The organism is Mesorhizobium sp. M6A.T.Ce.TU.002.03.1.1, from assembly GCF_003997275.1.
Classification (GTDB): domain Bacteria; phylum Pseudomonadota; class Alphaproteobacteria; order Rhizobiales; family Rhizobiaceae; genus Mesorhizobium; species Mesorhizobium mediterraneum.
Genome location: NZ_RZTI01000036.1, coordinates 13,668 through 39,262 on the forward strand (window position 1 = coordinate 13,668; position 25,595 = coordinate 39,262).

The following is a 25,595-nucleotide window of genomic DNA, read 5'->3' on the forward strand; positions in this document are numbered from 1 at the left end:
CTAGCCTGCGACTTGGTGCAGGCCTGCCTGAAACTCGGTAAGAGCCGCCTGCACGTGACTTGAAAAGGGCTTCTCTGTTTCGTCGGCGTGCCAGTTCTCCAGCGCAACTTTCCAGATGGCCGCGCCTATCTCTGCTACGGCGCGCGAAAACGAGGGCCGGATACCCCGCTGCTGTAGAGCCAGATCGATTGCGGAAGCGAGCTTATGCAGCTTCATCAGTTCCCGCTCCTGCAGGTCGCCATGCGTGAATATCAGACGCTGGCGCAGCTTTACGATAGCGCGGTGGCCGTCGATGAAGGGAGCGACCGATTCAAAGGCGCGAGCCACCATTGTCAGTGGATGCACGCCGGCGCGGGCTCTCGCTATTTCGTTTGCTATCGTGACCTGGTGATCACCGGCTCGCCAGAACATGACTTCTCGCTTGTCGGTGAAGTAGCGGTAGAACGTCCGCTCCGTTAGCCCGGCTTCCGCAGCAATCTCTGGAACAGTCGTTGCAGCGTAGCCCTGCTGCCTGAAAAGACTGTATGCGGCGGCCTCGAACCGCTCGCGCGCATTTTCTGCCCTCTTGACCATTCCAAACCCTTCTCAGTTTTGTGAACATACGACAATTGTCAGGCTCTGACAATGATGCTAAAGATTGTCAGAGCCTGCCAATGTGGCACGAGTGCTAGGGCTCGTACGCTTGGTCAATGCGGCGGCGAACACGCACAATGGTCCGACCTTCGGCGCAAAGTTCGCAAGCACAATCACGGCTCCAACTTGGAAGCGCGAAGAGGGATGCCCGATAATGGAAGACGAACGGTCCGAGACTACACAAACCTGCGGCGTCACGCGTCGCGTTGTGCTCGCTAGCGGAGCTGGGGCTGCCGCTGCGAGCATCTTGCCACTCGAGCAACGAGCCCAAGCACAACAGCAGTTCGCGCGTGCCGAAACCGGCCAAACGGTTCAAGTCTCGGCGAACGTGAACGGCCGACCGGTGATTCTTGAGATCGATTCCCGCGCTTCTCTCCTCGATTTGCTGCGTGAGCGGCGAGAGCTGACCGGGACCAAGAAGGGCTGCGATCACGGACAGTGTGGGGCTTGCACGGTTCATCTGGATGGCCGGCCTGTCTCGTCCTGTCTCACGCTGGCGGCCAAGATCGATGGACGGCAGGTCACCACGATCGAGGGCCTCGCTGAAGGCGCGGACCTTCACCCAATGCAGCAGGCCTTCATAGACAATGATGCGCTTCAATGTGGGTATTGCACGCCGGGACAGATCATGTCCGCGGTCGCCTGCGTGACTGGAGGGCATGCGACCAGTCCAGATGCAATCCGCGAGTTCATGAGTGGGAACATCTGTCGATGCGGCGCCTATGTCGGGATTCTCGCGGCCGTCCAGCAAGCAGCCAAGGTCATGGAGGGCTGACGGATGAGGGCGTTGAGCTACACCGTTGCCCCCTCTGCCGAAGCCGCCGTGGCACGTTTTGCGGCGGCCCAAGGATCGGCGCGATATATCGCCGGTGGCACCAACCTGTACGACCTGATGAAGCTCGGGATTGAGCACCCGGCTCATCTGATCGACGTCAGCCGAATCGACGGCATGGACGCGATCGAAACAGACGGCGACATTCTGCGCTTCGGTGGCCGCGCTCTGATGACCGATGTAGCCTACACGCCGGTCGTGCGCGACCAGTATCCCGTGCTTTCTGAAAGTCTGCTCAAGGCTGCGTCACAGCAGTTGCGGAACATGGCCACGGTGGGCGGCAACCTTCTGCAACGCACCCGCTGCATGTACTTTCGCAACGGTGCGGGATCGACCTCGATGGTTGGCGTTTATCCTTGCAACAAGCGCGAGCCTGGCTCCGGTTGCTCGGCCATCGGCGGGCTCGATCGCACTCATGCCGTTCTTGGCACAAGTGAGGCTTGCACCGCGGTGGCGCCTGGCGACTGGCCAGTCGCGCTGATGGCGATGGACGCGACGATCGAGATGCTCGGGCCTGAGGGTCCGCGTAACCTTCCGATTGCTGAATTCTACCGTCTCCCAGGCGATACGCCCCACCGCGAGTTCAATCTTCATCCGGGCGAACTGGTGACGGCGATCACCGTCCGGAAAACGCCTGCCGGCCGTGCATCGACCTATCATAAAATCCGCGACCGCGAGAGTTATGCCTTCGCATTGGCCTCCGCTGCGGTGGCACTCGAGATGGATGGCGCCACCGTCCGCACCGCCCGCATTGCGCTCGGCGGTGTCGCGACCACACCTTGGCGATCCCGCGCCGCCGAAGCAATTGTTACTGGTTCACCACTCACACCGGAACTTGCCCTTCGGGCCGGAAGGGCGGCTTTCGCCGACGCCCGCGGCGGTCAGCACAATGCATTCAAGATCGAACTCGGCGCGAGGGTTATCGCCGATGCGCTGATCATCGCCGCTGAAAGGAGGGCGTAATGCCTACGCAAGCCTTCTCGGAAATTGCACGTGTCGATGCCAGAGACAAAGTTCTCGGCCGGGCGCAGTACGGTGCCGACGTTAAGAAGCCCGGAATGCTATATGCCATGCTGGTGCCTGCGACTATTGCGAAAGGCAAGGTAAGTGCCCTCGATGTAGCGCCTGCCATGGAAACGCCCGGTGTTGTCCAAGTGCTGGGCATAGGAGATTTCCCGGCACTTCGTGCAGAGATATCGTATCGGGGCCAGCCCACTGCGCTGGTAGTTGCCGAGACCGTCGAAGCGGCGATCGAAGGCGCCGAAGCGGTGACGGCGGTTTACGAGACGGCGCCCTATATTCCGTTGATGACAAGCCCTGGTGCGCAACGCGTAGATGCCGAGGGATTCAACGCAGGCGACGTCGATCGGGCATTCCAAAACGCAGCGACAATCGTCGAGGGCATCTTCGAGACGCCAACCCAGCATCACAATGCCATGGAGTTGTTTGGCACCGTTGCGGAATGGACTGATGGACGACTGACGGTATACGAGGGATGTCAAAATCTTGACGCCGTCAAGGCGGCGCTAATGAAAGCATTCGAGCTTTCACTCGATCAGATCGCCGTGAAATCAGAACAAGTCGGCGGTGGGTTCGGGCAAAAATCTCCTCCAAAAATGCAGACGTTCCTGGTCGCACACGCGGCACGGTTGATACGGCGCCCGGTAAAGCTGGTGACGCCTCGCGGGCAACTCTTCCATATAGCCAACTATCGGCCGCGCAGTGTCCACACCATCCGTCTTGCTGCCAGCGCGGAAGGGCGTCTGCAGGCCATCATTTACGACGTGGTGCAAGAAAACATTCCGGACGGCGGCTTTCGCTCGACCGGCTACCATGAAGATATCGCCCGCTTGTATGCGATCGAGAACTTTCGGGCGACTGCAGGTGACATCCACATCGACCGTCAGATGCCGCGCCACACAAGGGGCACGCATCCCTTTCCTGCCGGCTTTGCATTGGAAAGCGTGATCGATGAGATGGCCTACAAGCTTGGCAAGGACCCCGTTGAGCTTCGTCTTGAACACGAGGCTAAGAACGACATCATCGCTGGCCAACCTCTATCGCCGCACTTTCTGAACGACTGCCTGAGAGAGGGGGCCAGCCGCTTCGGCTGGAGCAGGCGTCTTCCTGAACCGGGATCTATGCGATTGGCCGACGGGACGTTGGTCGGCCTTGGAGTGGCGTGCGGCATCTTCGGTGCGTCGATGTCTGCGAGCGAGGCAACCCTCAGGGTCAGGGCCGATGGCACAACACGCATGATCAGCTCCGGACATGAGATGGGCCAAGGAATACTGACTGCGATTGCTAATGTCATCATCCAGGGTCTCGACATCAACCCCGATCGTCTGGAAGTCCTGCTCGGCGACACTACGTTGGGCCCACAGCTCGCCACGGTCGGCGAGCGCGGGACGGCCAGCTGTGTCCCAACGGCCGCAAAGGCGGTGGAGGCTCTACGCGCCAGGTTTGCCGAACTCGCCGGGGCCAATCCGCCAGCCGGCAATTTGCACCAACAGCTCGCGCGCCTGAAGCGCCCCTATATCGAGGTCAAGGTTTCAGAGCTGGCGCCAGGTCAAGACGCGTCGGCCATCGAGGCCTACCGCACCGGCGGCCGTGCAGGCACAGGGCCCGATTACCCCGGCTTCACGTCCATGAGCTATATCGCGCAGTTCGTGGAGATTCACATCGATGCGACGACCCGGCGGATCCGTATGCCGCGCGCGGTCAGCATCGCGGACGTAGGGCGGGTCGTTAGCCCAAGGACCGCGAAGAGCCAGATGTACGGCGGTGTCGTCTGGGGGTTCAGCACAGCGCTTCGGGAAGAGTCGGAGGTCGATCCGCGCTTTGCCGGTTACCTCAATGACGATCTCGCCGACTACGTGATGGCGGTGAACGCCGATATCGGTGAGGTGGATGTCGGGCTGATAGATAAGCCTGATCCCAGGATCAACTCGGTCGGTGTGAAAGGAATGGGCGAGTTGGTGATGCTCGGAACAGCGCCTGCGATCGCTAATGCCATCTATCACGCAACAGGCAAACGCTTACGAAAACTGCCGATACGCATAAACGACGTGCTCTGACGAAGGAGAGCCGTCGAGCACTTGTTTTAACCCAACTTGCAATCCGTCTAGTTACCTTGGAGGCAAATATGCCCGCTTTGCAGATACCCTACATCCGAAACTTTGCACCTCATATTCTGAGTGTCTTGCGCATTTTTGCAGCAGGATCATTCTTCACCCATGGCACCATGAAGCTTTTCAGCTGGCCTGCACCCTTTGAATATCCTCTCAACCCGTTGCTGTCCGCGGCCGGAGTTCTCGAAGTGGTTGGCGGCCTTCTATTAGTATTTGGCCTCTTCGCCCGCCCGGTTGCCTTCCTGCTTTCGGGATCCATGGCCTTCGCATACTTCATCGCGCACAGCTCGAATGGTTTCTTCCCGGTACTCAATCACGGCGAAGCAGCGATGCTGTATTGCTTCCTGTTTCTCTACATTTCCGCCGCCGGGCCGGGTGTCTGGAGCTTGGATGCGCTCCGGGAGCGCAAGGCTGGAACGACTTCGTCCCGCCTGGAGACGGCGACGTGATGTGATTGGCGCGTGGTCGGCCTACAGCCATTCAATGGAGAGCGTCTATGGAGAGTCGAGATTTCGATCGAAGAGCCAGTGCTGGCCACATGCGGGATGAGGTGCTGGGAACGGACGGGCGCGGTGTAGCAATCGCAGTGGTTCGGGCCTCGATGATCGCTCTCGCATTCACCATGCTCGGCTCCATATCGCTGCTGATCTCCTCCGGCGTTCACGCCCAGTCGTCTCGCTCAGTGGGCTCCCCGACATCGTGCGTAATGCCCGCGGCCACCCCCATCGAGATTGCTTTGGGGCTCAACATACCCTGGTCCGCCGTGCGCGTCGGCAGCGAGGTACTCGTCAGTCAGCGTGGTACTGGGGAGATCGTGGCGTTTCGGCTTGGCGAAACGCTACGGTCGGTCGGCACCGTGCCTGACGTCGTAGCCCGAGGCGATGGCGGGATGCTTGGACTTGCGGTGCTCACAGAGGGCACGAACGTCTGGCTCTACGCTTACCACAGCACGATTTCGGGCAATCGCATCGTGCGGATGGCGTACAGCGAAGGCGCGCTCGGTGAAGTGCAACCCGTCCTTGACGGATTGCCAGGAGGGCGCGGTCACAACGGCGGGCGCATCGAGTTTGGTCCTGACGGGATGCTCTATGCAACGGTGGGCGAGACGAGAAATCCCAACCTCTCGCAGGATCCAAACTCACTTGCTGGCAAGATCCTCCGCATGACGCCTACCGGCGGCGTCCCAACGGATAACCCTGTGAGAGGCTCTCTCGTCTACTCCCTTGGACACCGCAATTCTCAAGGACTGGCGTGGGATGACAGGGGACAGCTGTGGGCGACCGATTTTGGGGATGATGGATGGGACGAACTCAACCGCGTTGAGCCGGGGGGAAATTACGGGTGGCCGGTCATCGAAGGCAGGGGAGGCAACCCCGCTTACATAGACCCTGTCATGCAGTGGCATACGCAGGAAATGGGTCCAAGCGGGCTTGCCTACGTTGACGGCACCTTCTTCGTTGCAGGTCTGACAGGGCAGCGGCTGTGGTCGGTGACAATTGACGCCGCGGGCAATCCCGAAGCAACGGCACACTACGCCGGCGAGTTTGGGCGTGTTCGTCATGTATTCGAGGGAAGCGACGGCAACCTGTGGTTCCTGACGAACGGGCGACGTGGCGACCCCGGTGGGCAGGTTCTTTCGGTCCCGCTCGGGAGCCTGGCCGCGCCCGAATGCTCACGCGCATCGGCTGCCGGTGGCCGGGGTGGAGTTCCCGCAACAGTCCCATGAACCTCGCCAAGCACAAGAGGGAGATGTCAATTGGCCCGGAACCTTCGTGCCTTAGCGGCCATCGCTTCGCTCTGCCTGCCAATATCGCTCGCGGTCGCCCAGCCAGTGAGTCAGCAATGCGTGAACAGCGAGGTAGCCAAGAAGGAAGTCCTCGAGCTAGATTCCATGCGCATCGACGCATTGCTTCGCAACGACGTGGGGTTTCTGGAAGAGATCACTGCCGACGACTATTCTCATGTCGAAAGCTCTGGTGGCGCTCGCAACAAATCGCAATTCATCGCAGGCCGTAGGGGTGAACGCGCGCTGTTTTCCACCTTCGTCATCGACGAAAACAAAGCGATGATCTACTGCAATGTCGCCGTTGTCGTTGGACGTTATCACAATGCGTACAGAACAAGCGGGGGATCTTCCGTAGTGAAGAGAGCCCGGCACCTTCGCGTATACGTTCATGAAAATGGGCAATGGAGGAATGTGGCGCATCAAGCGACCGAAATCGGCAGGGCCGATTGATCGAAATTCAAGATGGCTGGCGGGAAGCGTGCAGCTATGGCGCGTCGGCGGTCGGTTTCTGATGGAAGCGTTCTCTTCAAGCGGATTGCCGAGGTTATCGAGCGCCGCCTAGGTCGAGCTGTCGAGCTGTCGAGTCGCGGGCTGGCGAGCTCTTCCGCTGGTTCGCCATCATGGCAGGGCGAACATGGTGAAGCCAGCGCCGGACGCTTCCGACGAGAAGCCGATGCATATTTCAAATCGGGTGTCAGATCAGCAGCAGGCCCTTCATGCTGGCATGACCCTTCTTGCCGATGATGATGTGATCATGAACGGCGATGCCGAGCGGTTTGGCCGTCTCGATGACCAGCTTGGTCATCTCGATGTCGGCGCGCGACGGCGTCGGGTCGCCTGACGGATGATTATGCGCCAGAATGATTGCCGTGGCGGAGAGTTCGAGCGCGCGTTTGACCACTTCACGCGGATAGACCGGCGTGTGGTCGACGGTGCCGACCTGCTGCACCTCGTCGGCGATCAGCGCGTTCTTCTTGTCGAGAAACAGGATTCGGAATTGCTCGCGCTCCTCGAAGGCCATGACTGACCGGCAGTATCCGAGAACCTGCGTCCAGGACGACAAGACCTCGCGGCCTTTGATCTCGCTACGTGCCGCGCGTTGGGCGGTCGCGGCAACGACCTTCAGATCGAGCGCCACCGCCGGACCGATACCCCCGACCTCCTCAAGCCGCGCGACAGGCGCGCCAAGCACCTCGGCCAGCGTGCCGAAGCGCGCCAGCAGCGCCTTGGCGACGGGCTTGGTATCGGCGCGGGGGATCAGGCGAAAGAGCAGGAGCTCCAGCAATTCGTAGTCGGGGAGGGCGTCGGAACCCGCGGCCGCGAACCGTTGGCGCAAGCGGTCGCGATGCCCGAGATAATGCGGCTTTTCGACCGACTTGGCTTTCGCGAGCGACTTTGTCGGTCTCTCGGGAAAGAAACCCCGCTCGTCGTCGTCGCTGGTTTTCCCCATAGCCGCCCGTATCCAGCATTTTTGCCGGGCAGATGCCCGCCCGACTTGACACTATGCTGGCAGGCCCGGGCGGTCGAGGTTTTTTGGCGACAGCGTGAAGATCTCGCATCCGGTCTCGGTGACGCCGATCGTGTGCTCGTACTGCGCCGACAGCGAGCGGTCGCGCGTCACCGCCGTCCAGCCGTCCGACAGCACTTTTACGTGCGGCCGGCCGAGATTGATCATTGGTTCGACGGTGAAGATCATGCCCGGCCGCATCTCGACGCCCTCGCTGGCGTTGCCATAGTGCAGGATGTTCGGGGCATCGTGAAAGAGCTGGCCGACGCCGTGGCCGCAGAAATCGCGCACCACCGAGCAGCGCTCGCCTTCGGCATAGGTTTGGATGGCGGCGCCGATGGCGCCGGTGCGGGCGCCGGGCTTGATCGCGGTGATGCCGCGCATCAGGCATTCATGCGTGACCTCGAGCAGGCGCTCGGCGGCGCGCTTGATCGTGCCCACCGGATACATGCGCGAGGAATCGCCATGCCAGCCGTCGAGGATGTAGGTGACATCGATGTTGACGATGTCGCCGTCCTTCAACGGCTTGTTGTCGGGAATGCCGTGGCAGACGACGTGGTTGATCGAGGTGCAGGACGACTTCGTGTAGCCGCGATAGTTGAGCGTTGCCGGCAATGCGCCGTGATCCATGCCGAACTCGAAGACGAAGCGGTCGATGGTTTCGGTGGTGACGCCCGGCGCGACGATCGACACCAGCTCGTCGAGGCAGCGCGCGGTGAGGTCGCAGGCCTTGCGCATGCCGGCAAAGCCTTCTTCGCCATAGAGGCGGATCTGGCCGGTGTTTCTGAGCGGTGCCGTGGCGGCGTCGAGATAGGTGACCATTGTGTCCGTCTTGCCGGAAGAAAGGGCTTCTAATGAGCCTGTGAGAAAAGTCACTCAGATTTGGCACCGGACGGCGCCAGGTTCAAGGACGAACTGCCTGCGACGGGCACAAGCCGGCGAAATTCATGCGTTGCGGCTTCACCTTGTGCCTGTCCAGGGTGTTCGTCCGCACTGACGACATATTTCTGAGCAAGAAGCGTGGCCGAGCAAGAAGCCGGTCAAGGCAACCTTTTTGCAACGAGCGGCGTTGCTGCGGGAACGCTGCTCGGGAGAGACACGAATGGACAGATTGCAATTCGCGGTGCCGGTGCGCATCACGACGGCGCCTGGCCTGCCGGTCGAGGAAATATACAGCGTCGAACAGGCGCTGGATTTCCTGCAAGGCTGGCCGGTTCGCCGGCAGGGCCCGGTCTATCAGGCTGCGTTCAATGCCTGCTTCGGCGCCACGGTCGACCTGGTCGACACCGAGGAGGCTTGCCGGGCGTTCATGGCGTTCTGCCGGGTGAGCCGCCTCCTGGCCAGGGATATGATGGTTCCAGGCAAGCGTTCTGGCGAGGCGAGGGGGCTGAGGGCTTAAAGCACGTCGCGTTCGAACGGGCTCATGCGACGCGCTTTAAGCTCTTGTTTTTATGCATGTCGTTATCGCAAAACCGCTCCGCATTTTTGCGCGACATGCATTAGCGCCAGCTGGGCTCCAGGTTCTTGAGGAACCGTTCGAAGATCGGGCCGAACCGGTCCGGCGAATCCCAGAACGGCGCGTGGCCGGAATTGCTGATCAGGTGTTTCTTGCCTTCCCAGAGGTTGGAGAAGGCAATCGTATCGACGAAGTCGGTGTTGACGAACGGCTCGTCGGCGCCGTTGAGCACCGCGATCGGCGGTGTCTTGCCGGCGACGATCGCGCTCTGGTCCTTGCCTTCGCCAGCCGCGAATTTTCCGAGCATCAGTCTGCGCGCGCGGCCATCGGTGCGCGCGACGGCATTGCGGAGCAGCTGGTCATAGGGCTCGCCGCAGGTTGAATGCGCATAAGCGTCGATATCATCTTCGGTGAGGGTCTCCTTGCCAGCCAGGCCCATATGCGGGCTGGGCTTGAAGCCATTGTTGAGATCGGCGCCGGCGACCGGCGGCGTGCCGGTGATCATCAGACCGAGCATGCCGGGATAGCGGTCGATCATCTCCAACCCGATATGACCGCCCAGCGACCAGCCGAAGACCGCTGCCTTTTCAATGCCAAGCCTGTTCAACACCTCGGTCATTGCGTCGGCGTAACCCGGCATCGAGTAGCTGCGATGCGGATCGACCGCGTCGCAGGACTCGCCATGACCGGGAAGATCGACCGCGATCAGATGGTAGGTTGCGCCGATCCTGCCGTTGAATTGATTGCGGAAGACGGCGCCTGACGACGAATTGCCGTGGATCATCAGCACCGGCATGCCGGTGCCGGCGCTTTCGCGCACGGCGAGCGTGCCGTGACTGGTTTCGATCGTCTTTATCGTGGTCGCCATCCCTGTCTCCATCTGTCTCGATTCGCTTGGCCGCTGCAGTTCCGCGAACTGCTTAGCAGGCAAATTTGTCCGCCTACGCATGAAAATATCTTTTCAAATTGACCCGCCTGTGCATAATTTGTCAATCATCCAACCATCGTCACGATAATAACAGGGGAACAGGATCAATGATGACCAAGTCGATGAAACGCCATTTCAGGCATATGCTGATCGGAACGTCGCTCGGCGTGATGCTGGCCACAGCACCGGCATTCGCCGATGTCGTCAAGATCGGCCTGCTGGCGCCGCTGACCGGCCCGGCGGCGGCCGACGGCCAGGAATTCCAGCGTGGCGCGCAGATGGCGATCGACGAGGCAAACAGCGCCGGCGGCGTCGACGGCCATACGTTCGAACTGGTCGTGGGTGATGTGAAGGACCAGTCGGCGGCGAACGTCACCAGCGCGGTCGAGCGCCTGCTCGGCGACCAGGATGTGCATTTCATGCTGACCGGCTATGCCAGCCTGACCAATTTCGAGATCGACAACATGGCCGAGGCGGAGATGCCTTACATGCTTGCGGCCACATCGCAGCAGACCAAGGACATCATCGCGCCCGATCCGGAAAAATATGCCTGCTGCTGGTCGCTGACCCCGTCCTTCGACGCCTACAACACCGACGTCACGGTTTTTGTCGAGAAGCTGGCAGCCGAAGGCAAGATCACGCTGCCGACCAAGAAGGTCGCCATCATCTCGTCCGACAACGCCTATTCGAAGACGATCTCCGAAGGCATGAAGAAGACCTTCAAGGAGAAGGGCTGGACCATCACCGTCGATGAGCTCGTGCCCTTCGGCGAGGTGACCGATTGGCGTTCGATCCTGGCCAAGGTGCGCGAGGACGTGCCGGACGTGGTCATCAACACCGACTATCTGCCCGGCAATTCGGCCTCGTTCCTCAACCAGTTCCTGGAGCAGCCGACCAAGAGTCTGGTGTTCCTGCAATATGCGCCGAGCGTTCCGGAATTCGTCGAGCTGACCAAGGAAAAGTCGAACGGCGTGATCTATAACCTTCTTGGTGGCGCGCTGACCACGCCGAAGAACCCGCGTGCCGACGAAGTGGCCGGCAAGTTCAAGGCCAAATACGGCGTCGAGAGCGGCACATACGGCGTCGGTCTCTACGAGATGGTCAATGTCTATTTCGACGCGCTGAAAAAGGCCGGCGACCCGAGCGACCATGCCGCAATCATGAAGGCGCTGTCCGAGACCGACAAGCAGGTCGCCGAGGGACGCCTGAAATTCGATCCGGCGACGCATCTTGCCATGCAGGGCGACGACTACATCCCGATCACCTTCTTCCAGATCTGGGACGGCAAGCGCGCCTTGATCTCGCCCGCCAAATACGCGACCGGCGAGTTCCAGCCGCAGCCCTGGATGAAATAGCGGCATGCCGCTGCTTGAAATCGAAGGCGTATCGAAGGCGTTCGGCTCGCTCAAGGCGGTCGATGATGTTTCATTCGCAGTCGAGGCCGGAGAAATCTTCGGCGTCGCCGGGCCGAACGGCAGTGGCAAGAGCACGCTGTTCAACGTCATCACCGGCATACCGTTCGGTCCCGACAAGGGCCGGATACGGTTCGACGGCATGGAGATCCAGGGCAAGACAGGCAATGTGATCGCACAGCTCGGTCTCGCCCGGACCTTCCAGCGCGAGACCAGCTTCGACGGGCTGACCGTCTTCGAGAACGCGCTGATCGGGGCGAGCTATGGCAAGCCCGGGCGAGGGGCGGCCGAGGCGCGGACCCGCGCCGCCGAGGCCCTGGAGTTCGTCGGCCTTTCGTCGGCCACGTTCGGACGGCTCGCCGGCGAATTGTCGGTGTTCGACCGCAAGTGCCTGATGCTCGCAACGGCAATCGCCACGGAACCACGCATGCTTTTGCTTGACGAGCCTGCATCGAGCCTGACCAAGCCGGAGATCGAGACGTCGATCGGATTGATCAGGCGCACGGCCGCGCGCGGCATCACGGTGGTGCTGATCGAGCATGTGCTGACCTTCCTGATGAGCCTGTCGCAACATCTGCTCGTGCTGAACCAGGGCCGTGTGCTTGCCGCGGGCGACCCCAAGAGCGTGATCGCCGACCATCGCGTGGTAGAGGCCTATCTCGGGACAAGGAGATCGGCGGCGTGAGCGAGAGCCCGATCCTGAGTGTCGAGGCGGTGACCGCCGGCTATGGCCGTGTGACCGTTCTGCATGAGATCACGCTCGAGGCTGGCCGGTTCGGCAATGTCGGTCTGTTCGGGCCGAACGGTCACGGCAAGACGACGCTGCTCAGGACCATTTCCGGCTTGGTCGCGCCGAAACGCGGCCGCGTCGTCTTCGACGGCAAGGACATCACTGGCTTGAGCGCGCGCGCCATCGTCGCCACCGGTCTCATCCACGTGCCGCAGGGCAACAAGCTGTTCCCGGATCTGACGATCGGCGACTGCATGGCGCTTGGCGCCTATTCGCCGCGCGCACGGCCGCACGAGGCCGAGAACCGCGAAAAGGTGGTGAAGCTGTTCCCGAAGCTCGCCGAACGGTGGCGGCAAAGGGTGCGCACGCTTTCCGGCGGCGAGCGCCAGATGGTGTCGATCGGCACGGCGCTGATGAGCCATCCGCGTCTGCTGATCCTCGACGAGCCGACGCTTGGACTGGCGCCGAAGATCAAGGACGAGCTCTGCACCGCCGTCATGGATATCTCGAAGGGCGGCGTGCCGCTCGTCGTCGTGGAGCAGGACATCGAGTTCCTGCTCGAACTCAGCCGGCAGCTCTTCCTCGTCGATCACGGAGCGGTCAAGACCGAGATCCGGCCGGGCGAGAGCATCGAGCACAGCGAAATCATGGCGATGTATTTCGGGCATTGAAGGCAGGATCGGACAGGGTTCGGGCATGAGCATGTTTTCGGATATCTTCTTTGGCGGCCTGTTCCAGGGCTCGCTCTACGCGATGATGGCGGTCGGGCTGGCCCTCGTCTGGACGACGATCGGTGTGTTCAACTTCAGCCATGGCGTGTTCATGATGCTGGGCGCCTATTTTGCCTGGCAGCTCGTCGCCTTCGGCCTGCCGGTGGTGATCGCCTTCCCGCTCGCCGTCATCGTCATGGCTGGCGCCGGCTGGATCCTGCAGGCCTCGGTGGTGCGGCCGCTGATCGGCCGTCCCAACATCGTGCTGGTCGTCGTCATCACCACACTGGCCGCCGGCTCGCTGATGGAGAACGGGGCACTGACGGTCTGGGGTCCGCGCTCCAAGCAGCTTCCGAGCCTGATCGAGGGCAACACCACCATCGCCGGTGTCGGTGTGTCGCTGCACCAGATCGCGATCATTGTCATCACGCCGCTGATCCTTGCGGCGCTGTGGTCGTTCCTCAACCGCACCCGGCTCGGCCTAGCGCTCAGGGCGGTCGCGCAGAACGAGGATGCGAGCCAGCTCGTCGGCCTCAATGTCACGGCGCTTTACGGCCTTGCCTTCGCCATCGCCGCTTCGCTGGCCGGGCTGGCCGGGATATTCATGGGCGGCTACCGCTTCATGAACCCGTCGATGGGTGCCGACCCGCTGCTCAAGGCACTGATCGTGGTGGTTTTCGGCGGTATTTCAAGCATTTCAGGACCGATCTTCGCTGCCTACCTGATCGGGTTCTTCGAGGCGGCGAGCAACTACTATTTCGGCCTCTACTGGACGCCGGCACTGCTTTTCCTCGTGCTCATCGCGACGCTCATGGTGCGCCCGGAGGGCATTTTTGCAAGCCGTTCCAGGGGGCTCGCATGACGCTCCTCGACATCGCCATCCCGTCTGCTCCGGGCCGCGTCACCTGGAACCGCGAGGCGATCGGCTTCGTGGTGGGCTTCCTGTTGCTTGCCCTGTTGCCGCTCGTCTTCGGCGACAGCTACAGCCGGCATGTGCTGATCATGATCTTCATCTACGCCATCGTCGCCTCGAACTGGGACCTCAGCCTTGGGTATGGCGGCGTCTTCAATTTCGGCCATCTCGCATTGTTTGGCATCGGCGTCTATGCCTACAGCCTGCTCGCCAAGCAGGCCGGCATCGATCCGTGGATCGCGCTTGTGGCGAGCGGCGTGATCGCCACCGTGGCGGCCGTGCTGGTGACCATTCCGATCCTGCGGCTCAAGGGCATCTATATCATCCTGGTCACCTTCGGCTTCGCACAGCTCGTCATGCAGGTCATCATCAGTCAGTCGGACCTGACGGGCGGCACGCAAGGTCTGGTGCGGGTGCCCGGCCTCTATCTTTTCGACCACAACATGATCCGCGACGGCAAGATCGGCTATTTCTACATTGCGCTGACACTTCTGGTGCTCAGCACGCTGTTTTTGCGGCTGTTCGTGCGCTCTCGAGCCGGCGCCAGCATCGTGGCGCTGCGCGACAATGAGGAATACGCCATCAGCCGCGGCGTCTCGCTGGTCCGGCAGCGCATGGTGACGCTGGCGGCAAGCGCCTTCTTCACCGGAATTGCCGGGGCCTTCTATGCCGCCTACCAGCGCAATGCGTCGATCGACGTGTTCAGCATGAGCCTGGCGACCATCATCCTGTCGATGGTGCTGCTCGGCGGAACGAGCACGATCTACGGAGCGATCATCGCGTCCTTCGTGCTCACCGTCTTTTCCGAGGCGATGGCCGATTTCGGCGCATGGCGGCTGATGATCTCGGCGCTGCTCATCATCGTCATCATGCTGGTCTACCCAAGCGGCCTGGTCGGCATGATCCGCGCCGCATGGACGGTGGTGGCCGAGCGCATCAAGATGCGCTGATATTCAGGTGAGGCCGGCCTGCAAATGGCGGCTTCCTGCGCTTCCGGTGCTCACGTACCCAAAAGTACGCTGCGCTCCGGTTCTCGGAACCCACCATTTTCGACTCGGCCTGACCTGAATCTCAACACACCTTAACCAGCTCGAGTGTAGCGGACGCCGCACCAGTCGATGACGGAGGCGGCGATGACCTTGGCGGTCTCCACCACCGAGTCGATCTCGACATATTCGTCGGCGCCATGAAAACCGTCGCCGGACGGACCGAAGATGACGCCGTCGACGCCGGCGCCGGCATAGTGCGCGGCGTCGCATACGGCGACGAAGCCCTTCACCTCAGGCTTCTTGCCGATGCGCGCCTTGTTGGCGACGAGCGACCGGACCAGCGGATGATCCGGCGAGGTGTTCATCGGCGGGAAGTACAGGCCGCCCAGCTCCCACTGGATGGTCGGCGGGTTTTCTCGCAGCCAGGCGTCGGTGGCGGCGAAATGATGCACGAAAGTCTCGAAATCGCGGCGATAATCGGCTGAATTCTCATCAGGCAGGAATTTCATATCGAGATCGAGAACCGCGACGTCCGGAATGATCGCCGGGTTGGTCATCACCGTCGGCAGGCCGTTCTCGCCAAGTCCGGTGCCGCCCTGCATCACCCCGATGTTGATCGTGTTCATGCCGAGCGGCAGCAGCGGATGCGATCTGGCCCGCGTGCGGTCGAGCTCGTATTGGCGCACGGCGGCGATGAAGCGCGCCGCGATCTCGATGGCGTTGACGCCGGGCTCCAGCCGATCCTTGTCGTGGCGCTGCGGATAGATTTCATTGTAGCGGAGCGCCGAATGCGCGTTGCGGCCGCGGATCGTCACCCGCGCCCATTCGAGCCCGCCCTCGACCGGCAGGACATCGCCCCAGGTCGGTTCGGCGACCAGCACCGCCTTGGCGAGCTTGCCCCTGGCGACCGCGTCCATGGCGCCGAAGCCGCCGGCCTCCTCATCGACCACCGTATGGATCGCCAGCCGGCCCTGCAGCCTGATGCCGACCTTGCGGATGGCGTGTGCCGCCGCGATGCAAGCCGCGACACCGCCCTTCATGTCGACCGCGCCGCGGCCATAGAGGCGCCCGTTCGTGATATCGCCGCCAAACGGATCGACCGACCAGTTCTTCATTTCGCCGACCGGCACGACATCGATATGGCCGCACAGGATCAGGCTGCGCTCCTCATCGCCGGCCCATTCGCCGACCAGATTGGGGCGCCCCGGCAGCGCGTCCCATTGTTCGGTCGAAAAGCCGTCCGCCTTGAGGATCGGCTCCAGCAGCGCCTGCACGTCGGCCTCGCGGTTCAGTCCTTGCCGGGTTTCGAACTTGGGATTCACCGAGGGGATTTTGACCATATCGCTGGTGAGGCCGATCACCCAGTCGCGATCCTTGTCGATCTCGGCTTGCGCGGCGGCGACGGCCGCATCCCTGTCCAGCATGTCGATGTCCTTTCGTGCCTTTGCGGCGTTCGCGATCGTCTCTTGGTGTGCAGGGTGGCTCAGCCGCTCATGCTGCGCCGATCATATCGGCCGCGGGCTATGTCGATTTGGGTTTGCCCCTGACGAACGGCGCTGCCCATTTGGCCGGGTCCCCGGCGACTGTCCTGCGGTCACCCGGCCCGGTGAAATCCGAGGCGTCGAGCGTTACGCCATTGGCGCGGCGGATCCCTTCGATGTCCTCGATGCGCTTGCGCACCGTCTGGCCTTCGCTCTCCAGCGCATGGGCAAACACGGTCTCCATCTGGACGACGGCCGTCGCCAGCGTGTCGAACGGCGAGTTGGCCTCAATTGCCGCGATCAGCGTCAGATCGGCGTGTTCGGAGATCGGCGAGAGCCAAGGATCGGTGAAGAGCAGAATGCCCATGCCCCGCTCGCGCGCCTGACGGGCGAAGCTCACCACGTCGGACTGGTAGCGGCGATAGTCGAAAACGACGAGCAGGTCGCGCTTGCCGAGATCGATCAGCAGATCGAAATCCGTCGGCGCCAGTGCGCCGATATCGTGCACGCCGGGACGGAACTGCACGAGATAGCCCGCGAGCATCGAGGCGATGTGGCGGCTGAAGCGTCCGCCGAGCAGCACGACCTGGCCCTTGCAGTCGAGCAGCATCCTGGCGGCGCGGCCGTAGCTCTGCGAAGGAACCGCCGTGCGCGTTCGCTCCAGGCTGTCGGAAACCGAATGGAAGTAGTCGTTGACCGTGCCTTCGCTCGAATTGGCAGGTCGCTTCGCCTCCATCATCAGCAAAGGAGAGTGCAGGCGGGATTCGATTTCCGCCAGAAGCTTGGCCTGGAAGGCGGCAAAGCCGCCATAGCCAAGCTTGACCATGAGGCGCATGACCGTCGGATCGCTGACGCCCGCTGCCTTTGCCAGGCGCGAGGCAGTCCCGAGGCCGGACATCGGATAGTCGGCAAGGAGGACCTGCACGATCTTGGCTTCGGCGGATGTGAGGACCAGGGTGGTATGCGCCAACTCTTCGCGGATCGACACCGGACCTCTCCCTTTCCCGTGTTCAGCCGATGATAGAGAAATTACAAATTCTGGTATCGATGTCAATTTTTGGAATGGTTTCTACAAAGACCGTTGGGTGCGTTATTGGTATGACTAAGTGGCTCTGTGCCACCCGCTCACGAATCGGCTATGGCTCCGGCATGCAGGAAACGTCTCTTTACATGCCGGTGAAGCGGTTTCTTGAGAGCCTGGAATTCACCGTCAAAGGCGAAGTTGGCGGCTGCGATGTCGTGGGACTGCGCGACGGCGAACCGCCCGTGGTCGTCATCTGTGAATTGAAACTGCAATTCAACCTCGAACTCGTACTTCAAGGTGTCGATCGTGCTGCGTCGTGCGACGAGGTCTGGCTCGCGGCGAGGATGTCGGCCCGCGGCAAAGGCCGGGAGCACGATCGCCGGTTCCGCGCACTCTGCCGGCGGCTCGGTTTCGGCCTTCTGGGGGTTGGTTCCGCCGGCAACGTTGAATTGCTGCTCAGCCCGGCAGCCTTGCCGCCCCGGCGAGATCCGAGGCGAAGATCGCGCCTGGTGGACGAGCATCAGCGCCGGCGCGGCGACCCTGTCGTCGGCGGCGGCTCGCGAACGCCGATAATGACCGCTTACCGGCAGGATGCGCTGGCCTGCGCCGCTGCCATGGTGGACGGCCCGAAGCGCCCGCGCGACCTGAAAACCATTTCGCCGCGCGCCGCCAATATCCTGCTTCACAATGTCTATGGCTGGTTCGCCAGGGCCGAGCGCGGGGTGTATGCGCTTACGGACGTTGGCCGTGCTGCGTTACAGCGCTGGCCCCAACCGGCACCGTGACGAGGCGGCGCCGAGTCGTTTGAGCGGCTTGCCGCGGCAGGGGAGACAACGAACCTATCCCGAACTCAAACGCGGCAATGGGCACCGTCGCCAGCGTGACATCGCAAACTGCGATCGCCCGGGGCAAGATTGTTCAAACAAATAGTCCAAACTGGCTATGAGGCGGCCAGCGTCGCCTCCATTGTCACTGCCTGCCAGAGCGCAAAAATCGAGCAGATGCGTCAGCAGGAGACAGTGATTGCAGCAGTCAGAAACAACAAATGTTGATATTTGCGTTACCAAGCGCGTCGAACGTATCGGCACGCCTAGGAACAAAAAAGGAATATTTTGGTAGTTTATCAAGACTGTCTACGGATTGTTTCCACGAAATCGACATTGGCGGGAGCGCGCACTTTGTGCGGTGAAATCCGGGCTGCGACACTCGATGCAATACCAAAAATCTCAAAAATTCTATCAGAGGGGTGCGGGTATTTGATTTGGCGCTAATATACGCCGTCTAGTAGGCAGGCACCGCGGGGCGCTAAGAAAAAAAGGAATATAAATGGCACTTCATTTCGCAGCAGGTGGGTCCGCCACAGAAGTCGCAAGCGCCGGTTTCAATCTGGTTGACGTTCAATACGTTGACCAGGTCAACGAGCTGCCGGATGGCACGAAGGCTATGGTTTGGCTCAACGAGGGCGAGGGCGTAACCCAGTCCTTTATCGACAAAGTCACCCCCTTCCTTGGCAATCCGAAGGTATTTGGGTTTTTTCTCGTCGACGAGCCGGATCCCACCGGCCAATACCACACACAGGTAGACGCTGAGGATCTGAAAGCCGAATCTGACTGGATCCACTCTCGTATGCCGGAAGCCAAGACCTTCATCACCGCGATGGACATGGGGTCTGCCGAAAACCCGGATTTTTCCAACACCTACAACTATGACAACACGCATATCGATCTGTTTGGAATAAGCGCTTATCCGGTGCGCACGGGCACAGACACGGTCGACTACGACATGATCGACAGAACCGTGGCTGCAGCGGTGGAGTCGGGCATCCCGACCAGCCAGATCGTTCCGATCCATCAGACCTTTGGCGGCGGCAATTGGACGACCAACACGGGCGGCAAATACGTCATGCCGACGGCGGATCAGCTGCAGACGATGATGGACCACTGGGACGAACTGGTTCCGTCGCCCGAATTCGACTTTGCCTATGCCTGGGGTTCGCAGGAAGGCGACGTCGCACTTGAGAGCTCCCCGGAACTGCAAGCCGTTTTCCGGGAACACAATCTCAGCACCGCTGGGACCGCCGCTTCCGACGTCACCACGACCGACGACAGCTCTACCGTGATTGCCCCTGCCGACGCCACCATCAGCGACGACAGCTCTACTGCGGCCGCGGCTTCCGACGCCACCACGAGCGACGACAGCTCTACTGTGGCCGCCGCTTCCGACATCCCCACGAGCGACGACAGCTCTACTGTGACTGTCCCTGCCGACGCCACCACTAGCGACGACAGCTCTACAGCGGCCGCCGCTTCCGACACCACCGCTAGCGACGACAGCTCTACTGTGACTGTCCCTGCCGACGCCACCATCCGCGACGACAGCTCTACTGCGGCCGCCGCTTCCGACACCACCATCAGCGACGACAGCTCTACTGTGACCGCCGCTTCCGACACCACCACGAGCGACAGCAGCTCCACTGCGGCTGTCCCTTCGGACGTCACCACCGGCGATGACGGCAACGACACCTCCCATGTCGCCGGCGACAAGGCAGCCAGCAGTGTCGACCGGGTGATGGCTGCCCTTTCTGGTGGCTCGGAGTCTCTCGCCGGTCCACACGACAAAACGGCCGGCAACGGGTTCGCCCACACTGTCCAGGGCGATGAAAATGTCGGCGCCAACGCCAGCAAGGGCGGCGCCGCCGAGATCATGTCCGGCCGCGGAGGCCACGACGCCTTCGACTTCAGCTGGCTTCAGGAAAAGCTCCAGGACAAGCTGCAGGACAAGCCTCACTTCGACCAGGCCTTCTTTGATGGGCTCAAGTCGGGAGGGCTTTCCGACGCTTTGTCTGCCGGTACGGCTGCGCATGATCGGTCCGACCATGTCAGCTACGACAGTTCAACCGGGTCGCTCTCTTTGGATAGCGACGGGACGGGAGACGCAGCTCAAACGCAGCTCGCCAGCCATTTCCCATGGCAGCATCATTCGCTGTGACCTGAAGGAACTACGCACGGTAAATTAGACCAGGCCCGGCCTCTGTTCACCTCGAAGAACATTGGCCGGGCCGCTCTCGTGCCCGGCCACCAATCAACCTGGCAATCCTGCGGCGAAATACAGGTCTATTGGCGTCGCGGGCAAGTTCTCTGCAACTCATGAGTCATGGTGTCTTCTCGATCATGTGCGCATTCATCGGGTAGTCTCTCGACCATCTCAATGACGGCTTGGCAAGCGCTTCGCCCTCGTGGATCGGCTCGGGACCATAGAGCAGCAGGACGCTAGGCAACACGCCAGCGGGGCAGGTCTGTTCAATCGCCTTACGGACCAGTTTGAGGGCGGCCCGGGCATTGCAGATGTTATCTTGGCCGTTCTGCTTCCTTCGCAGAGATGGACTGTCTCAGCGTCAACCGTGAAGGCGAGGCTCTGTTCCATCAAAGTCTAACGACTGGGAAAGCGCACTGGAAAGCAGGTGCGGTAACAGTTGATTCAACCGTTGCTGGTATTTAGAGGAGTGTGGAAGCGGCTCCGACAAGTGAGGCGGGGTGCTGAATTGCCGGAGCCGCCTGCGCAATCCGGTTGGGTTTGACCGCGCCGTCCTATTCTGGGACAGCGCGGTCAACGATTCGTTAAAATGGGAACTAATTAAGCGCATGCTAATTGAATCGCAGTTTTGCGAGTCAATGCATGCGTTTGATGTTTGTCCCGCCACTAATGCCGACTTTGGTGGAGAAGCCTCCCGAAAGCGGCGTGTGGCTACATGAGCTCAAGTTCGACGGCTACCGGTCGCAAATGATCATTGACGAAAGCGGAACGCGCATTTTCACTCGCCGTGGCTTGGACTGGACGGCGAAATACCACGACCTGGCCGCCGCATCGAAGTCGCTCGATGCGGACAGCGCCATCATCGACGGTGAGATCATCGTGCTCAATGATGCCGGCCTGTCGGACTTCGCAGCTTTGCGCAAGGCCATCACGCGGCGCCAGCACAATCTTTATTTTGTTGCCTTTGATCTGCTGCACCTCAACGGGCACGACCTGCGCGACATGGCGCTGCAGGAGCGCCGCGACATCCTTGCCGGCATCATCCCGCCAAACATCCACATCCAGTTCAGCCAGGCGCTTCCGGGCGACGCCAATGCGATCTATCGCCTGATCGACCAGGCCGGCCTTGAGGGAATGGTGTCCAAGCGTCGAGACAGCAAGTATCGCAGCGGCCCTTCGACCAACTGGCTGATGACAAAATGCTACACCGTCGGGGAATTCGAGCTGCTCGGCGTCGAGCGTGAGGCTGGAAAGCCGGCATTCGCCCTGATGGCCGAGCCAGGCACCCGGAAATATGTCGGCAGCGCCTCTGTCAGCGTCAATCGCGAGATGCGGGAGCGGCTGTGGCAGCGCGTCCAGGAACATGCCGGGCCACCGCCCAAAGATATGCCAAAGCGGCCGTCAACACAGTGGGTTAAGCCGGGGATCAAAGCCCGGGTGAAGCACTTGCGCGGCGAGGAAGACCTAAGGCACGCTTCGCTGCAGGATTTCTGGGACGATGACAAATGCCGGAATTCATGATCCTGCTTAGCACAAAATTCAAGCCATCTCTAATATGGGTCGTGGGTAAGTTTGAAATCCAAAAGCCGGGAGTAGATCTCATCCGGCGGGATTGAACTTGTCCCTCGGGGTGCGAAGAAGCACGTCCATCTGAATCTGCGATAGGCCTCGAACTCCAAACGGGGAATGATCGTTCGATAGAACGTCATTAGTCGTTCGCATATATGGTATCGATCATCAGGCGAGGTCTGGACACGCTCTCTGGGGATAAACAACTCCGCTTCCTGGGTTTCATTCAAGTAAGCGGGGCGCGGCAGCCTGACGAAATAGCCGTCTTTAGTCATCCTGACGTCGTTGGAATCGATCGGGTGGCAATCCTTGTTTCCGCAGCAGTCATAGTAAAGAACGGGATCAGTCTTGCCCGTATACCAATCATGGGCATCTGCATCGCCGGGCAATACAAGCCACGCCAATGCAATGTGTCCTAGCTGTCTCATGGAACTAGCCCCTCACCATTTTGCGTATAGCATATTAGTGAGAGCTAATCATAGCGCTTCGACATCCAGGCGCTGATTGACAGGCTCGGCCGTGACCAGGGCTCGATGCATGACGACCTAGCCGGGCTCTTTGTCTGGTCAAATTGCAAGGCTGCCGGCCGTGACCGCCGGCAGGTGTTCTTCACATGCATTCCTGATTACGAAGGCCAGCAGCCGGCGCGCAATCGCGATTGGAAGCCAACTTTCGAACGAGGGGGCTGAAAGTGGCCGGCGCCACTGTGGGGGGCGTTGGGGTAGATTGCCTGTAGGGCGCCGGCCGGGCGGATTGGGGTCCGCCGTTGGAAAGTACCGACCTTGGCGACTCATGTAACTTCCGTGATCGCGGAAGACCTACGCGCTGCCGTCTGTTTCGCTTTCTCGGCTGCATTGTCGTCGCGATGTGGGCGGGCGGCAATCCTCATGCAATGAGATGGTATACCCCCCAACGCCGGCCGGGATTGCGGCGGGCGTTTTGCGACCGAAGGGAGCGAGGACGAGAAGTTGCTTATAGGCGGGATGGCGACTTCATACAGAATGATGAACAGAGATAAATCCTGCTTCCGCATCCTTGGCCGTGTGTTCGGTGAACCGCGGCGCCATCCGCGGTATGCGACATGAGACGATCCCCAGATAATTTGATCTATCGCAAATTTGCAGAAGATTTAGCCCGCTGCCTCACGGTGGCGGGTTTTTTTCGATGAGGAACCTTACGCCGCGGCGTCCGTTGAGCCCCACCAAAAGGGGAGATCACAATGGCCGACGACCCAAACGAAGCCGCAACACCGACGGAGACGCAGCGCGAAGCTCAGGAAGCCTTGGAGAAGCAAGTTGCGCAGCTGAAGCGCGAGATCAACAAGATCAATCGGACGCTCGCGGAGCGCGCTGAAGAGGTGGTCGAGGAAGCCACTGGTTGGTATGAGGGCGCGGCCGATAGCGTGTCTCGGACAACGCAAGCACTTCGCAATAGGGCGTCTACTGCTTCCGGTGTCGTTCAAGAAAATCCTGGCACGGTATCGTCAGCCTTCATGCTGGGCGCGGCTGTAGGCTTGCTGTTGGGCCTTGTTCTTGTGGCTGGCGGCCAGCGCCGGGACCGCTGGATCTAATCACGCTCAAATGAGGGCCACAGCCCGCTGCCTCCGGTGGTGGCGGGCTTTTTTTGCTGGGGCGGTTAGTTCGTCGCGATTAACGTTCTCTGCGATTTCCAAAACTGAGTGTCGCTCGCGTCTTTAGTAGCCGCCACCGCCAGTACCGCCGGCATTGCCACTATTGCTCCCGCTCGATGTAGACGCGGTTGGCGGTGCGGGTGGAGCCGCGCCGCGTGGTGCTGTCATGCAGGCAGTCAAAAGTAATACCGAAAACAGGACGAAAAGGCGCATATCGATAACCTCCTTTGGTAGGGTGTTCTCTATCGACAACGTCTCAGGTCCACCATTATTCCGCGAAGTCTGATCGGAATGCCCGCTGCCTCAGGTGGCGGGCTTTTCAAATATGTGCCAGGCAGGAAATTCTTTCCAATCTCTACGGAAAACCCATTGCCATGGGTCCAGCAGCATTCGAGTTCCGAGAGGCCGGGCCGAAGAAGCCTTACTGAACGAGGTAATTTTTGACTATGGTCATCAAGCAGACCAGTGAAACAATTCCAGCGATCGCTGCTTGAGCGCGCCCAACCTGGATGATCATCTCCTCCGTCCAGCCGGCCTCTTTGAAACCCCTGAAATGGTCCTCGAATTTGGCCCGACCGTAGCGGGTAAAAAACACCATGATGAGCAGGAATATCGTGCAAACCACGCTTGAGTCAGAAGGCTCGTCATGATTCCGGAGGACAAAGGTACACACCACGCCGGCCGAAAAGCAGGCTATCGAAAAGAAAAAACCGATATCCTGTGGCCATCTTCTGTTGGCGGGTCGGGTTGTCATCGGCGCGCTTGCGCTTCCTCACGGTCGCGGGCTTTTTTCACGGCGAGGCGGCCGGAATCGGCGGATGTTCCGATATAAACGAAGATTGGGCCACCATGTAGGCCGCACCTCGTGCGAAGCAAAGAATAGAGGCAAAGACCAAGATTAGGCCAACGGCCATCCACCGATTTGATACCTCTAGGTAAGCTCGCTCCATGCCTTGGTCTCTCTCGCTTTTGTCCACAAATCTCGAAGACAGAAAGGCGGTCGGCCAGGCGAGGGCTGCCAGGACCACGCCGACGGTCCAAGCCATGACTGACCAGACAACGGAACTCAGCAGGTCAAGCTTATAGAGCTCGGCCACTTGGCTTAGAACGGCGACCGACGCGCCGGCATTGATCAACATCGCTGCGCCGATAGCGCTCTTCGCATACTCCTGCGAAATCTCCCGGTAGTCGGCCATTCGAGTGCCCCTCCCATGTCGCGGCCATGTCGCGCGGACCTGCCGATAGTGGCAGGGAACCCTTGGAAAGCAACAAGGCGGATTCCGGCTCACGCCGAATCTGTTCGCTGAAATTCGCGGGGGTTTATTCGGTGGATATTCGATGAAATCGGGCCGAAGAGGCTTAAAGTGCTTGATTTGTCTGGTACGCCCAAGGGGAATCGAACCCCTGTTACCGCCGTGAAAGGGCGGTGTCCTGACCGCTAGACGATGGGCGCGCTCAGATGTGAGCGCTTATAGTTGCGTTGCACCAAACCGGCAACCCGTCTGCCGCCGCCTGCGACAACTTTTTTCAGTGGCCGCAAAACCACGCCTTTTCGGCGATTTAGCCGGCTCTACGCGCCATCCCATGCCGTCCTCGGACGGCACACTGCGGATGTTACACAAACGGGAGGGAGAACCAGCTTACCGCCGGCGGCGGCAGCGCCAGTTCCAGTCGCGCTCGGGGCCGACGTCGATGTGAACGGATTCGGTATGGCAGTAGGTGCCGACGCCGCCGCGCCCGGGCATGTTGCGGATATAGCTAGCCAGTTGCGCTTTCGAGACGCCTGGAACCTGGATGTCGGCGGCGGCGCAATACATGTGCAGCGAATTCT

24 protein-coding genes and 1 tRNA gene are annotated in these 25,595 nt (G+C 60.8%); 16 read left to right on the forward strand and 9 right to left on the reverse strand.

Going from position 1 to position 25,595, the window contains the following annotated elements:
* Positions 1–573, reverse strand: a complete 573-nt coding sequence (locus tag EOC93_RS13725; RefSeq protein WP_126106243.1) for a TetR/AcrR family transcriptional regulator — start codon at positions 571–573, stop codon at positions 1–3.
* Between the two features lie 214 nt (positions 574–787).
* Between EOC93_RS13725 and EOC93_RS13730 the strand changes: the two genes are divergently transcribed.
* The 6 genes from EOC93_RS13730 to EOC93_RS13755 all read left to right on the forward strand — a co-directional run bounded on the left by EOC93_RS13730 (position 788) and on the right by EOC93_RS13755 (position 6,832).
* Positions 788–1,408 carry a (2Fe-2S)-binding protein gene (locus EOC93_RS13730; protein ID WP_095485441.1) on the forward strand — a complete coding sequence of 207 codons (621 nt, stop codon included), beginning with the start codon at positions 788–790 and terminating at the stop codon, positions 1,406–1,408.
* 3 nt (positions 1,409–1,411) lie between these two features.
* Entirely contained in the window at positions 1,412–2,428 is a 1,017-nt protein-coding gene (locus tag EOC93_RS13735; RefSeq protein WP_095485440.1) for a xanthine dehydrogenase family protein subunit M, read from the forward strand.
* Positions 2,428–4,542, forward strand: coding sequence for a xanthine dehydrogenase family protein molybdopterin-binding subunit (locus tag EOC93_RS13740; protein WP_095485439.1), 2,115 nt, complete (start codon positions 2,428–2,430; stop codon positions 4,540–4,542). Before EOC93_RS13735 ends, EOC93_RS13740 begins: the two co-directional genes overlap by 1 nt.
* Before the next feature lie 68 nt (positions 4,543–4,610).
* A complete protein-coding gene (locus EOC93_RS13745) occupies positions 4,611–5,045 on the forward strand; it encodes a DoxX family protein (RefSeq protein WP_127204883.1) in 435 nt (144 codons plus the stop codon).
* Between the two features lie 47 nt (positions 5,046–5,092).
* The gene (locus EOC93_RS13750) at positions 5,093–6,322 is read left to right on the forward strand and encodes a PQQ-dependent sugar dehydrogenase (protein ID WP_127204884.1); all 1,230 of its coding nucleotides are present in this window, start codon (positions 5,093–5,095) and stop codon (positions 6,320–6,322) included.
* A gap of 30 nt (positions 6,323–6,352) precedes the next feature.
* On the forward strand, positions 6,353–6,832 hold the full coding sequence (locus EOC93_RS13755) for a nuclear transport factor 2 family protein (RefSeq protein ID WP_126106248.1): 480 nt from the start codon (positions 6,353–6,355) through the stop codon (positions 6,830–6,832).
* Between the two features lie 244 nt (positions 6,833–7,076).
* On the opposite strand, the gene radC is transcribed toward EOC93_RS13755, so the two are convergent.
* Positions 7,077–7,832, reverse strand: coding sequence for a DNA repair protein RadC (gene radC, locus EOC93_RS13760; protein ID WP_095485435.1), 756 nt, complete (start codon positions 7,830–7,832; stop codon positions 7,077–7,079).
* Positions 7,833–7,883: 51 nt separating this feature from the next.
* Positions 7,884–8,711 (reverse strand): type I methionyl aminopeptidase, encoded by an 828-nt coding sequence (gene map, locus EOC93_RS13765; RefSeq protein ID WP_095485434.1) that lies wholly within the window; start codon positions 8,709–8,711, stop codon positions 7,884–7,886.
* Positions 8,712–8,991: 280 nt separating this feature from the next.
* Here map and EOC93_RS13770 point away from each other — a divergent pair, with 280 nt between their 5' ends.
* A complete protein-coding gene (locus EOC93_RS13770) occupies positions 8,992–9,288 on the forward strand; it encodes a DUF982 domain-containing protein (RefSeq protein ID WP_095485433.1) in 297 nt (98 codons plus the stop codon).
* A gap of 100 nt (positions 9,289–9,388) precedes the next feature.
* On the opposite strand, the gene EOC93_RS13775 is transcribed toward EOC93_RS13770, so the two are convergent.
* Positions 9,389–10,213 carry an alpha/beta hydrolase gene (locus tag EOC93_RS13775; RefSeq protein ID WP_127204885.1) on the reverse strand — a complete coding sequence of 275 codons (825 nt, stop codon included), beginning with the start codon at positions 10,211–10,213 and terminating at the stop codon, positions 9,389–9,391.
* Positions 10,214–10,380: 167 nt separating this feature from the next.
* On the opposite strand from EOC93_RS13775, the gene EOC93_RS13780 reads away from it, so the two are divergent.
* From EOC93_RS13780 to EOC93_RS13800, 5 genes are read left to right on the forward strand one after another with little or no spacing between them, the layout of a single operon-like run.
* The gene (locus EOC93_RS13780; protein ID WP_127204886.1) at positions 10,381–11,628 is read left to right on the forward strand and encodes an ABC transporter substrate-binding protein; all 1,248 of its coding nucleotides are present in this window, start codon (positions 10,381–10,383) and stop codon (positions 11,626–11,628) included.
* Between the two features lie 4 nt (positions 11,629–11,632).
* The gene (locus tag EOC93_RS13785; RefSeq protein ID WP_127204887.1) at positions 11,633–12,370 is read left to right on the forward strand and encodes an ATP-binding cassette domain-containing protein; all 738 of its coding nucleotides are present in this window, start codon (positions 11,633–11,635) and stop codon (positions 12,368–12,370) included.
* Positions 12,367–13,086, forward strand: a complete 720-nt coding sequence (locus EOC93_RS13790) for an ABC transporter ATP-binding protein (protein ID WP_126106349.1) — start codon at positions 12,367–12,369, stop codon at positions 13,084–13,086. The genes EOC93_RS13785 and EOC93_RS13790 overlap by 4 nt, the downstream gene beginning before the upstream one ends.
* A 25-nt stretch (positions 13,087–13,111) precedes the next feature.
* Complete coding sequence (locus EOC93_RS13795; RefSeq protein WP_095485428.1) at positions 13,112–13,987, forward strand: branched-chain amino acid ABC transporter permease; 876 nt, start codon at positions 13,112–13,114, stop codon at positions 13,985–13,987.
* Positions 13,984–14,988 carry a branched-chain amino acid ABC transporter permease gene (locus EOC93_RS13800; RefSeq protein WP_127204888.1) on the forward strand — a complete coding sequence of 335 codons (1,005 nt, stop codon included), beginning with the start codon at positions 13,984–13,986 and terminating at the stop codon, positions 14,986–14,988. Before EOC93_RS13795 ends, EOC93_RS13800 begins: the two co-directional genes overlap by 4 nt.
* 131 nt (positions 14,989–15,119) lie before the next feature.
* Here EOC93_RS13800 and EOC93_RS13805 read toward each other — a convergent pair whose 3' ends face one another.
* Entirely contained in the window at positions 15,120–16,451 is a 1,332-nt protein-coding gene (locus tag EOC93_RS13805) for an ArgE/DapE family deacylase (RefSeq protein WP_127204889.1), read from the reverse strand.
* A 97-nt stretch (positions 16,452–16,548) separates the two neighbouring features.
* On the reverse strand, positions 16,549–17,496 hold the full coding sequence (locus EOC93_RS13810) for a MurR/RpiR family transcriptional regulator (protein ID WP_095485425.1): 948 nt from the start codon (positions 17,494–17,496) through the stop codon (positions 16,549–16,551).
* A gap of 161 nt (positions 17,497–17,657) precedes the next feature.
* Here EOC93_RS13810 and EOC93_RS13815 point away from each other — a divergent pair, with 161 nt between their 5' ends.
* The 4 genes from EOC93_RS13815 to EOC93_RS13835 all read left to right on the forward strand — a co-directional run bounded on the left by EOC93_RS13815 (position 17,658) and on the right by EOC93_RS13835 (position 23,704).
* Entirely contained in the window at positions 17,658–18,317 is a 660-nt protein-coding gene (locus EOC93_RS13815; RefSeq protein WP_095485424.1) for a DUF2161 family putative PD-(D/E)XK-type phosphodiesterase, read from the forward strand.
* Between the two features lie 541 nt (positions 18,318–18,858).
* Entirely contained in the window at positions 18,859–20,520 is a 1,662-nt protein-coding gene (locus tag EOC93_RS34435; RefSeq protein WP_206532233.1) for a calcium-binding protein, read from the forward strand.
* Positions 20,521–21,207: 687 nt separating this feature from the next.
* On the forward strand, positions 21,208–22,086 hold the full coding sequence (locus EOC93_RS13830) for an ATP-dependent DNA ligase (protein WP_127204890.1): 879 nt from the start codon (positions 21,208–21,210) through the stop codon (positions 22,084–22,086).
* Between the two features lie 1,267 nt (positions 22,087–23,353).
* Entirely contained in the window at positions 23,354–23,704 is a 351-nt protein-coding gene (locus tag EOC93_RS13835; RefSeq protein ID WP_095485420.1) for a hypothetical protein, read from the forward strand.
* Positions 23,705–24,555: 851 nt separating this feature from the next.
* Here EOC93_RS13835 and EOC93_RS13840 read toward each other — a convergent pair.
* From EOC93_RS13840 to EOC93_RS34810, 3 genes are all read right to left on the reverse strand, one after another.
* Entirely contained in the window at positions 24,556–24,960 is a 405-nt protein-coding gene (locus EOC93_RS13840) for a hypothetical protein (RefSeq protein WP_095485418.1), read from the reverse strand.
* Between the two features lie 182 nt (positions 24,961–25,142).
* Positions 25,143–25,217: transfer RNA gene (locus EOC93_RS13845), tRNA-Glu, on the reverse strand.
* A gap of 187 nt (positions 25,218–25,404) precedes the next feature.
* A partial coding sequence (locus EOC93_RS34810) for a D-Ala-D-Ala carboxypeptidase family metallohydrolase (RefSeq protein WP_245461456.1) occupies positions 25,405–25,595 on the reverse strand: 191 nt, incomplete at its 5' end.